This window comes from Oleiphilus sp. HI0117 (genome assembly GCF_001635235.1).
Map to the genome: position 1 here is coordinate 1 of NZ_LWGA01000325.1, position 11,590 is coordinate 11,590.

At 45.0% G+C, this 11,590-nt stretch carries 9 protein-coding genes; 3 read left to right on the forward strand and 6 right to left on the reverse strand.

Annotation, left to right across the window (positions count from 1 at the left end; all coding sequences use genetic code 11):
• The 4 genes from A3757_RS04005 to A3757_RS04020 form a co-directional block, all read right to left on the reverse strand.
• Nucleotides 1–462 (reverse strand): 2-dehydropantoate 2-reductase (locus A3757_RS04005; protein ID WP_231878212.1); only part of this gene is annotated, 462 nt, incomplete at its 3' end.
• A gap of 6 nt (nucleotides 463–468) precedes the next feature.
• Nucleotides 469–3,321 carry a valine--tRNA ligase gene (locus A3757_RS04010; RefSeq protein WP_068552996.1) on the reverse strand — a complete coding sequence of 951 codons (2,853 nt, stop codon included), beginning with the start codon at nucleotides 3,319–3,321 and terminating at the stop codon, nucleotides 469–471.
• A gap of 153 nt (nucleotides 3,322–3,474) precedes the next feature.
• On the reverse strand, nucleotides 3,475–3,921 hold the full coding sequence (locus A3757_RS04015) for a DNA polymerase III subunit chi (RefSeq protein ID WP_068507836.1): 447 nt from the start codon (nucleotides 3,919–3,921) through the stop codon (nucleotides 3,475–3,477).
• A 47-nt stretch (nucleotides 3,922–3,968) separates the two neighbouring features.
• Nucleotides 3,969–5,456, reverse strand: a complete 1,488-nt coding sequence (locus A3757_RS04020) for a leucyl aminopeptidase (RefSeq protein WP_068507834.1) — start codon at nucleotides 5,454–5,456, stop codon at nucleotides 3,969–3,971.
• Nucleotides 5,457–5,663: 207 nt separating this feature from the next.
• On the opposite strand from A3757_RS04020, the gene lptG reads away from it, so the two are divergent.
• Both lptG and A3757_RS04030 read left to right on the forward strand, forming a co-directional pair.
• Nucleotides 5,664–6,725, forward strand: a complete 1,062-nt coding sequence (gene lptG, locus A3757_RS04025; protein WP_068552995.1) for an LPS export ABC transporter permease LptG — start codon at nucleotides 5,664–5,666, stop codon at nucleotides 6,723–6,725.
• 278 nt (nucleotides 6,726–7,003) lie between these two features.
• Nucleotides 7,004–8,200 carry a DUF6160 family protein gene (locus A3757_RS04030; RefSeq protein WP_068552994.1) on the forward strand — a complete coding sequence of 399 codons (1,197 nt, stop codon included), beginning with the start codon at nucleotides 7,004–7,006 and terminating at the stop codon, nucleotides 8,198–8,200.
• A gap of 84 nt (nucleotides 8,201–8,284) precedes the next feature.
• Here the strand turns inward: A3757_RS04030 and A3757_RS04035 are convergent, their stop codons facing one another.
• Nucleotides 8,285–8,767: an RDD family protein gene (locus tag A3757_RS04035; protein ID WP_068552993.1), complete on the reverse strand. Its 483-nt coding sequence runs from the start codon at nucleotides 8,765–8,767 to the stop codon at nucleotides 8,285–8,287.
• A 141-nt stretch (nucleotides 8,768–8,908) separates the two neighbouring features.
• Here A3757_RS04035 and A3757_RS04040 point away from each other — a divergent pair, with 141 nt between their 5' ends.
• Nucleotides 8,909–10,255, forward strand: a complete 1,347-nt coding sequence (locus tag A3757_RS04040) for a DUF5610 domain-containing protein (RefSeq protein WP_068507828.1) — start codon at nucleotides 8,909–8,911, stop codon at nucleotides 10,253–10,255.
• A gap of 52 nt (nucleotides 10,256–10,307) precedes the next feature.
• Here A3757_RS04040 and A3757_RS04045 read toward each other — a convergent pair.
• A partial coding sequence (locus A3757_RS04045) for a LysM peptidoglycan-binding domain-containing protein (RefSeq protein WP_082872054.1) occupies nucleotides 10,308–11,590 on the reverse strand: 1,283 nt, incomplete at its 5' end.

Genomic DNA, 11,590 nt, shown 5'->3' on the forward strand with positions numbered 1-11,590 from the left:
GCGCGTAAGGCCGGAGCCTGCATGGACAATTTGATTTGAAGAAACCCGATTAGCGCCTTCAGTCGTGACGGCGGCGAAAATAGGGTTATCAGGAAAGGCTTCTAGAATGTCGTATTGGCTACCCAGGCCATTTTGGAATAACACTAATAGGGTTTTATCTGTGATGGCTTCACCAAGCTTTTTAAGGCCGGGAAGGGCATCGAAGCTTTTGGTGCACACAAGTAGGCAATCGATTGTTTGCGGTGTTTGTTCTAGCCTAAAGCTTAGTTGGGTATTTTCTGGAATGTGAGCCAGGAAGGGGCTGCTAATAGAGAAGGAAAGTTCCTTGCGCATAGACAGGTTTGAGTATGCTCGCTTATCAATAAAGCTAACATGCGGGCCAGAGGCCCCTGAAAATCCGCAGTGCAGATGAGCTGCCCAAAGACAGCCCATTGCACCGGCACCCATTATGTGTAGCTTCAAGGCCAATTACATGGCCTTGATTTTTTCGAGCTGTTCAGCCAGCTTGGCTTGGCTACTTTGCGCGTCTTCCAGCTTAGCCTGCTCTTTCTCTACAACGTCTTTTGGCGCATTGCTTACGAACTTCTCATTGTTCAGTTTGCCAGAAAGGCGCTTAATTTCTTTCTCCGCCTTATCGATTTCTTTATTGAGTCGAGCTATCTCGGCATCAAGGTTGATCAAACCGGCCATTGGTACCAAGACTTCCATAGAGCCGACTAACTGAGTTGAACTCATAGGCGCTTCTTCGTCATTTAACCAGCTCATTGACTCGAGCTTGGCGAGTGACTTAACAAAGCCTTCGTTTTCCTGGAAGCGGCGCTGATCTTCATTATTGCCGTTACGCAGTAGAACGGGAATTGCCTTGGCAGGAGAGATATCCATCTCACCACGAATGTTTCGTATTGCGACGATGACACCTTTTAGCCACTCAACGTCACCCAGTGCTTTTTCATCGACTTTCGACTCATCTGCTTCAGGGTAAGGCTGAGTCATAATGGTTGCGCCAGACTGACCGGCCAAGGGAGCAACACGCTGCCAGATTTCCTCTGTGATATAAGGGATAAAGGGGTGAGCCATTCTTAGTACAGCTTCAAGTACTCGTACCAGTGTGCGGCGTGTGCCACGCTTAAGCGCTTCGTCGCTGTCGTCACTGTTTAGAATCGGCTTGGAAAGCTCCAGGTACCAATCACAATACTCATTCCAGATGAAGTCATACAAAGTGTGTGAGGCCATATCTAGACGGAACTCACCAATAGATTTTTCAATGGATGCTTCGGTTTGCTGAAGGCGCGAGATGATCCATTTGTCAGCTAAAGATAATTGATAATCGTCAGAATTCTGAGCACAGTCCTGATCTTCAGTATTCATGAGCACATAACGTGCAGCGTTCCAGATCTTGTTACAGAAGTTTCTGTAGCCTTCTAGGCGTTTCATGTCCCAGTTGATATCACGACCCGTCGAAGCCAGTGAGAATAGGGTAAAACGAAGTGCATCGGTCCCGTGTGCAGAGATACCGTCTTCAAAGGTCTTGCGCGTGCGCTTCTCAATTTTTTGAGCAAGCTGGGGCTGCATCATATTACCGCAGCGTTTTTCAACCAGAGATTCAAGGTCGATGCCGTCAATCATATCGAGCGGGTCGAGTACGTTACCCTTCGACTTGGACATTTTGTCACCATGCTCGTCTCGAATAAGGCCTGTTACGTATACATATTTGAACGGAACCTGGGCTTTACCGTTTTCATCTTTCATAAAGTGCATGGTCATCATGATCATGCGGGCAACCCAGAAGAAAATAATATCGAAGCCCGTTACCAAAACATCTGTTGGGTGGAAGGTCTTCAACCTTTCCGTTGCTTCTGGCCAACCTAGTGTGCCGAAAGTCCAGAGTGCTGAAGAGAACCAGGTGTCGAGAACGTCTTCGTCTTGAGACAGTTCAACTGAAGCATCAATATTGTTTTCAGTACGTACTTCTTCTTCAGTGCGGCCAACGTAAACATTACCTTCAGCATCGTACCAAGCCGGGATTCTGTGTCCCCACCAAAGCTGGCGAGAGATACACCAGTCCTGAATGTCGCGCATCCAGGAAAAGTACATGTTTTCGTATTGCTTGGGAACAAACTGAATCTCGCCATCTTCAACTGCCTGTATTGCAGGTTCAGCTAGCGGGCCTGCACGAACGAACCACTGGTCTGTAAGAAGTGGTTCGATGACAACACCTGAGCGGTCGCCGTAGGGTGCAACCAAATTGTGATCATCAATACTTTCTAATAAGCCAAGCTCTTCAAATTTTGCAATGATGGCTTTACGCGCTTCAAATCGATCCAAGCCAGCAAATTCTGCGGGTAGGGCTGTATCGAAAGCATCTGAAGCTTGGCCTTCAGTGTCGTAAACTTCTGCTTCTTTAAGGATGGCAGCATCAATATCGAAGATATTGATCATCGCTAGGCCGCAGCGCTTACCCACTAGATTATCGTTAAAGTCGTGCGCAGGTGTTATTTTTACACAACCAGTGCCTTTTTCCATGTCGGCATGATCATCACCCACAATCGGGATCAAACGACCAACAAGAGGCAATTCTACAAACTTACCGATCAGGTCTTTGTAACGTGGATCTTCAGGGTTGACTGCAACGCCTGTATCACCCAGCATGGTTTCGGGGCGAGTGGTTGCGACGACTAAGTAGTTTTTACCTTCAGAGGTTTTTTCACCATTGGCTAGTGGATAGCGAAGGTTCCACATATTGCCTTTTTTGTCTTTGTTCTCGACTTCCAGGTCTGAAATAGCCGTGTGAAGCTTAGGATCCCAGTTTACCAAACGCTTGCCGCGATAGATTAAGTCATCTTTGTATAAACGAACAAATACTTCCTGAACGGCTTTGTAAAAGCCATCGTCCATCGTGAAGCGTTCATGGTCCCAATCGACAGAAGCACCTAAACGACGAAGCTGACGGGTAATTGTGCCACCGGACTCTTCTTTCCAATCCCAGATTTTATCGAGAAAGGCTTCACGTCCGAGGTCATGGCGAGTTTTGCCTTCTTCAGCAGCAAGCTTGCGCTCAACAACCATTTGAGTTGCGATACCCGCGTGGTCGGTACCGACCTGCCATAAAGTGTTATGACCTTTCATGCGGTGATAGCGGGTTAGGGCATCCATAATAGAGTCCTGGAAGGCATGTCCCATATGCAAGCTACCGGTGACATTCGGTGGCGGAATCATAATGGTGTAGGGCTGGCCTTCATTTGAAGGCTTGAAGTAGCCGCTTTCTTCCCAGGTTTTATACCAAGACTGTTCTATTTCGCTAGGTTGGTAGGTCTTATCCATAATCGTTGATGCTTACTCGTTAAAAATGGCTAGAGGTCGAGTGCCTGACTTTCGCTTGGCATACGATAAAAAATGGCCGACATTATACATGGCGTGAGCGAGCTGAAGCTAGGGACTTGCTTAATATAGTTGCTTAAAAAAGCAAAGACTTCCCTAAGCTTTCCGTAGATCGTGGATATGAACCTCATGGCCAAGGCTCTTTAGTTGCTTGTATAAGGTACGTGCGTCCTGAATTTCGATTTCAATATTCGGAATGATTAAGCACAAACGGCTGAAATCTTCCAAGCGCTCGGGTAACTGCTTTCGTAGGAGGATGAGCAAAGAATCGTCTTTTTGAAGTGATGACTTTAATGGTTTGTCATCGATGATGACTGGCGCGGTTTTGCTTTCTGACTCATTTTGACCGAGACTATGAGGAATAAAGCTTTCGAGTTTGAAAGTCCATAAAGCGCTGTTTAGTGCTTCGTTTTGAATAGCGTCCACAGTCTGAATATGAATTCGACTGTGTTGTTGCAGGGCTTTCTCCGTTAAACGGCAACAAAAAGCAATTTGCTCAGAAAAGTTGGCTTCATTTAAGAGGTATAGGTCTATTCTGGGCATGCTTTTGTTGTCGCTGTCGTAATTAACTCAATAGTCTTGCTAGATATTTAAGACGCTTTGCTTAACAGATAGTTCAGTAGCAAAGGAACCGGACGACCTGTTGCACCTTTGTCTTTTCCTCCTGATACCCAAGCTGTACCTGCGATATCCAAGTGAGCCCATTTGTATTCTTTGGTGAACCTAGACAAGAAGCATGCAGCGGTAATGCTGCCTGCGCCTTTGCCGCCAATATTTTGAATATCGGCAAAGGGGCTTTCGATCTGTTCCTGATACTCATCCCAAATGGGTAATTGCCACGCTTTATCGTTTACCTCTTTGCCTGACTGCAGAAGCTCATCGACCAGGGTGTCGTCATTGCCCATCACGGCAGAGGTGCTGTGCCCAAGCGCGATAATGCAAGCACCAGTAAGTGTCGCAATATCGATAACTGAGGCGGGCTTGTAGTTTTTGGCGTAGGTTAGGGCGTCACATAAAACTAGGCGGCCCTCTGCATCGGTGTTTAGAATTTCTACTGTTTGACCCGAAGCTGTTGTCACGATATCACCAGGTTTGGAGGCGTGTCCAGCCGGCATGTTTTCAGCCGCTGCAATGATGCAGACGATATTCATTTTGGGTTGTAGGTCGGCAATTGCAGTCATCGTACCGATAACGCTCGCGGCACCGCACATGTCATACTTCATTTCATCCATTTGCGGGCCAGGTTTTAAGCTAATTCCTCCGGTATCAAAGGTGATGCCTTTGCCGACTAACATATGTGGCGCATCGCCTTCTTTGCCACCTTTATACTCAAGGATAATCATTTTTCCTGGTTCTGAGCTACCTTTGGATACGGATAAAAATGCACCCATGTTTAGTGCTTCCATATCAGATTCTTCGAGTACTTTTACTTCAAAGTTATTACTTCTGCTTGCTAGCGCTAGTGCTTGCTCTGCTAGGTAAGCAGGTGTACAGACATTTCCGGGTAGGTTGCCAAGCGTTCTGGTTGTAGCCATGCCTCTCGCCTGAGCTTGAGCGATCACAGTTGCTTCGCTCAAGGCTTGTTGGTCTGCAGTGCAGCAGACGACACTGATGTTTTCCAATATGATGGCCGGAGATTTTTTGCTTTTGTACTGATCGAAAGTGTAATGCTGGTCAGAAATTGAGCGAACGAGACTGTTTGCGAGTTGTCTGGCGCTAATGTCTGTGCCATCTATAGTATTGTCCAAAAAGCAGTGTAAGGATTTTACTTTGGCGCTTTTCGCTTGACTTGCTAATGCGCTGAAGGCCTTGTTTAGGCTGCTTAGGTTTAACTTCTTTTTGTCTCCCATGCCCAAAAGAATAACGCTATTAGCGTGTTCGCTACGAAGGGGTAGGAAGAAGCTTTTTCCTGAATCACTATCAATGTCGAATTGCGATATGCTTTGGCTTAGTTGCCCATCAAGAAGTTTGTCGAGCGCTTTGCCTTGCTCACATAGTGTCTGATTTTCGTATAGGCCTATGCATAGGCTGTCTGCTTTTAGTGATGAAATCGCGGTATCGACAATATTGTAATTCATTTCTGTCTCTTATCGTATCGAAGGTCATTAGTGCTGAAGCACATAATGAGGTGGTTTGAAAACGTGTATCGTCATAGAATAGCAAGCCAAATGATGAACTGCATCGTTCTTCAGCAAATTTCTGATATTAGGGCATATTTTTGATTAACCATAAGGCACTTTTGAAAACGCTTTTTAGCAGATTATATATGGCGCTAGGGAACAATAATGAGAAGAATTAATCGTTACATTGTGCAAACAGTGGCGGCGTCCATGCTATTGGTTGCGGCGGTTGTTCTATCGTTAGATGTTTTGTTTGCGTTTATGGCGGAAGTGAATGATTTGAGTGAGCAGTACGGGATTATTGATGCCGCATTGTTCGTACTGACGACCCTGCCTCGACGAATATATGACTACTTGCCTTTGGTGGCGTTTATGGGGTGCTTGATAGGCTTGGGTGCAATTGCCAAAAATAGCGAGTTGGTGGTGATTCGTGCAGCGGGTGTATCGACCAGAAGGATTGTCTTTTTTGCGATGAAGCCTGCAATAGTTGTTGTGCTTATTGGTTTGTTTTTGGGGGAGTTTGTTGCTCCTGTAACGGAAGGTATAGCTCAGAGTCGTAGAGCGGTTCTCCAGGGGGCAGAGCAAAATGTTGCCAGTCATAGAGGGGTGTGGCATCGGGAGGGTAATACTTTTATGCACTTTAATGCCGTGCAATCAAACGGTGTGCTTCATGGTGTGTCGTTGCAGAGGTATGATGCTGATCATCAGCTTGAAAGTAGTGTGTTTGCGAAGCGTGCTATTTTTCAGCGTGGTACTTGGCAGTTAGAGTCTGTTATTGAAACAAGCTTTAAAGGGGCGCGCACTTACGTCAATCATTTCCCAACTAAAACTTGGCAAACAGACTTGTCTCCCTCGGTGCTTAGTGTGTTGGTTGTGTCATCCGACGACTTATCTATATCGGGTTTATATACTTATTCTCAATATCTTGAAGCTCAGGACTTAAACTCTGACGCTTATATGATGTCATTTTGGAAGAAAGCGTTTCAGCCAATTTCAACGGCAGTATTGGTCTTGGTGGCAATATCGTTCGTATTTGGGCCTCTTAGGTCTGTCACGATGGGGTTTAGGGTGTTTTCAGGGGTAGTGGTTGGACTGTTGTTCAAGTATGCACAAGACCTGTTAGGGCCGAGTGCAATTGTGTTTGGTTTTAATCCAATCTATGCGACTGTTATTCCTATTTCGGTATGTTTGGTAGCAGGGATATTCCTTTTGCGAAGGGCACGTTGAGCTGGAGTGAGAGCAGTGTCTCACACAGACTTTCCATGATTGAACCAGGTTGTTAATTCGCGTATTATTCAAGCAGCAACTAGACTGGATAAAATGCGTATGTAGTAGTCCTTGGGTCAAGGGTGGATTGTAGGACCTTGGCACAGGTTTGTGTATGCATGGATGCGGGCTGTATTTAAGAAAGAAAGGGGCGCCTAACGGTACAAAGTCTATATATCCCGATTGGACTAAAATAGAGCTGAAGGCCGGCACAATAAAAAAAGTAGGAGAATACAATAATGAAAGGCTTGAAGAGGTTGGCTTTGGTGACGGCAGTTTCTGCTTTGTCATCAAATGTGATGGCCGAAGTCCAAATGCTTGATGAAGATAGTCTACAAGACGTCACGGGTCAGGCAGGTCTTACTCTTGATGTAGAAAGTCAGTGGGAGATCGGAGAGTTCGCATATCACGATGCAGGCTATTTGTTGATTCAAGGTATCCGTATGGGTGGTAACTCGTTGGGTAATGGTACGGGCTCTGCAGGTACGATGCTTGACAACTTACGGCTTGAGATTGACATCGCCGGTGATGGTACCGACGGTGATAATGAGCTTGCATATGGTTTTTCCAATATGCGTGATATTGCTCAGATGTATGTAAATGATGGGAATACTGATACGACGTTTGTTAGTGTTGCAAACGGTATTGACTCAACTCGTGATAACGCTGTAATTGACGATAAGCGCACATATGGTGATGGTGATTTGGTAATCCATTTTGACTTTACTGATGGCTGGGCTTCAGAAGGCGGTATCGATCAGTATAGAGCTGACGGTAGATTTGGATTAGACGATTTTCATACTGCAGAGCTAGTCCTAGAGCATGCTGTCGACTTTCGTCTTGAAATCGATGCAATTGGCTTGGCAAGTTCAAGTTATGAGCTAGGTTCTGCTGGTCTAGATACTGATGGTCAGGGTCCCGACCAAGGTGCTGCTGGTACAACTACCTTGATTAGTCAATTAGGTATCCAGGGTTACTTAGGTCCTGATGACTTACATCTTGAGAACAATGGTAACGGCTTTGATGGATCTGGACCTCTAGGTGGTAATACGGGTAAGGCTGACTCCAAAATATACTGGGGTCGTTACTTTAAGATTACAGATCTGGATGTATATATTGATATTGCCGGTGTTCAGATTTCTGACATGGAAATTCACAATGAGCGTGGCGATTTGACAGGTTTGGATGGCACTTCATCATTTAGTTTTGCGCACTCTATTCGTGAAATCTATGCAGTTAAAGATGCTGTTTTAAATATAGATGGTCTGCTTGCTGGTAGTAATCCTTTTGTGGATGGTATTGCAATCAATACGCGCTTCAAGGGTGATATTGATATCCACTCTATCTCATTCGGCGATACTGGTGAGTCAATCGGTCAGTTGTTTATTACTGATATGGAGTCGACTACAAACTGGATTATCTCTGCTCACGATTAATTTTTTGTTTGTTGTCTAAAAAGCTCTCGATTATGTCGAGAGCTTTTTTTTGACCTGAGAAAGCTGGTTTGACTTATTTAGAGTCTAGCTGCGCTTTGGAATTCGTATAACTTTGCTTTCAGATGCGATGCATTGCCAGGTTCGATTTTTCTTATCGATGAATACCCAAAGGTAGCCAAGACCGAATGCGGCAATGGAAACTCCGGCGACAAAGAACCTGACAAGGGCTTGGTTCCAGCTGATTGATGTGTTGTCCTCATTTTGTATGCGTAAATGCCAAACCTGCATTCCAAGGGTTTGTCCGGTTTTAGTCCAGAAATAACCAAAAAACAGAAATAGGGAAATAAAAAGCGTTGAGGATAGTAGTGGGTCCTTAAGCGATTGGCCTGACTCATTAATTTGCTTGTACTCTTCGGCACCAATAAGGCTATGGCTAATCGCCATATAGATCATGGTGATGGTCATGGTGAGAGCTATGCATAAGATACTGTCATAAAAAAACGCAAGAAGTCGCCGAAGGAGTGTGGCGGGCATGTATTGGTCGCTTGGTTCGGGGAATTTATTCATAGTAATCGCATTAAGTTGGTGAATTGCGTGGAATATAACAGATTCTTGCTTTAGATGTCTTTTCTATAAAAGAATGCCTAAAGAAAATCTTTTTGCGGACGGTAATAGCTATGAGGTCAACCGGATTTTAGAGGGTTTTGTATGAACGCATTAGATAACATTGACAAGCTAAACGATGGTGGGCTGTCGCGGCACCGCTCGCTAGATGCCAGTAAGATAGCTGAAAGCACTGGCTCTGCAAAGCTAAGTGCAAGTATGCAAACAAGCGTTGAAACTCAGCTTTTAGAAGCCGGTACCGATAGTGGAAGGAGAATTTTCTCCCGCTCGATAGAGACAAACTTTAGTTTCAATATTACTATCGAAAAACCTCAGTTTGAGTTTAAAGTGCCTTCTCCATCAGATGTGGCTCATACTGTGCTCGGTTTTGTCGAACGCCGAATTGAAAGCGAGCTCAGAAACGGGGCGGATGAGTCGAGAATTGGTGACTTATTAAGTCAGGCTCGAAAAGGGATTGAGGCGGGCTTTTCATCCGCTAAAGAAGATATCAGCGCATTGGGTTTGATGGATGAAAAGCTTGAGGAGGAAATAGCTCAGTCTCGACATTTGGTTGATGAGGGGGTAGATGATATTGAAGGAAAACATCTGAGTGCTGCAGATGGCTTAGCTGAAGGGAGCAAGCAGAGCGCTAGAAATGAAGTTGCGGCTTCGACTAACACTCCTGTAGATACTGAGGCTAAAACCTCCCAGCAAGCTTTAAATGTTTACGAGTTTTTTACGCCAGAGAAAGTCAATGAACAACAGCTTAAGCCAGAGTCTTTCGAGGCTGTTTCCAAGTACAAATATGCAAGTCATGATAGTACCGAGTTTTCCTTAACGACCAGGGATGGCGATAAAGTCTCGATTCGTTTGAGTGATACATTTGCCTCTATTTACCAGTCTTCGGGAAACTCTCTAGGCGTGGCTGTGTCCGGCGATAAGTCGTTTGAATATAGTGTCGAAGGGGAGCTGGATGAATCGGAGCTTACGGCAATTAACGAGCTATTGTCGCAGCTAGGTAATGTAACGGAATTATTTTTTCAAGACCGCTTTCAGGATGCATTTGAATCAGCGATGAGTGTAGGGTTTGATTCCAGCGAAATTGCATCCTTTTCCTTAGACTTGTCCAAGACTGTAGCGGAAGAGTTAAGAACTTATGGTGCACCTTCTAGTTCACAAGAAGGTCGAACGAATGACTTATCAAACCTAAAGCGGTATCAACCTATTGTAGATATGGTTAATCACTTTAATCAGATGAATGATTCAATGGGAGTGTTTGAATCTCCGCGCGACTCAATGGTCAGCTTGATTCGTGAAACGCTTGAAAGAGTGAAAGATATGATGAGTGAATTAAGTGAAAATAGCGCTGACGCTGATAAGTCTATGATTCCAGTAGATAAGGTAACTGTTTCCCACTTTATCGAATTTAGTGAGTACTTATTGTCTGAATGATTTTAGAGGTGGCTTCCTAGGTTAAAATAAATTCTAGCCTCGGTAACGGGGCCTAAGTAGCTGTTATGTCTACGTAGATGGTTAGCTTCTGTCCTGGCTGTAGATATTTTTTCTTGTTTAGCTTGTTCCAGCTTACTAGGTCATTAATCGTTACGCTGAACTTACTTGCGATGCGAGCGAGCGAGTCACCTTTTCTTACTCGATAGCCAATCTTTCTGATCATTTGCCTTTTATCTCTAAAAGACGGTAGCGGCATGCTTGCTTTACCTACATCCTTAAGTGACCAGATAATTAATTCCTGACCTGGCTTAATCGGGTCAGTGGGTGCCATGCCGTTCCACTTGGCTAGAGAGCGAACGCCTACTTTGTGAGCTCTGGAAATATCCCACATGGTATCTCCAGAGCGTACTTTATAACGTAGTTTCTTGCTGCCTTGGCTTCCGGATATTTTGTCTTGCTTGCGCTTGAGTCGATTATGCTGGCTTAAGTTGTAATAAGCTTTACCTTCAGATGCAACAGGGATAAGTAATTTTTGTTTCTCTCTGATCGTGTTAGAGCGCAGCTGATTGACTTGCTTAATCAAGGCTGGAGTTGTGTTGAATTTCTTTGCTATGCGAATTAAGGAGTCACCGCGTTTTATACTGTAGCGAGTCCAGTTGAGCCTCTTTTCTGGAGGTAGCTCAGTCAGCGCGGCTTTAAACTGTTTGGCGCTCTCAATAGGTACCAATAAACGATGAGGCCCCATGGGGGCGCTAGCCCACTGATTGAATCCTGGGTTGAGTTTATATATTTCCTTTATATCGATGCCGGCCAGGGTAGCTGCCTGGGCAAGATCGATCTGCCCGCCAGTTTGAACTGTCTCAAAGTACGGTTTATCAGCGATTTTCGGGAATTGAATGTTGTATTTTTCAGGCGACTTTACAATCTTGGCAAGAGCAAGCAGTTTAGGGACGTAAGCGCGGGTTTCTCTTGGAAGCTTCAAAGACCAGAAGTCTTGGGGTTTTCCTAGTTTTTTATTGCGCTTTATCGCCTTACTAACGCGGCCTGAACCAGAGTTGTAAGATGCAAGAGCATGGAGCCAGTTGCCGTCAAATCGTCTACTTAAGTAACTCAGGTATTCGAGAGCTCCTTGAGTCGATGCTAATACGTCACGTCGTCCATCGTACCACCAGTTTTGATGCAAACCATAAATCTTCCCGGTACCTGGAATAAACTGCCATAAGCCTGAAGCACGGCCATGACTGTATGCGAAAGGATCGTAGGCACTCTCGACAAAAGGTAGTAGTGCTAGTTCCATCGGTAGTTTACGTTTCTTAACTTCTTGCACCACATGGT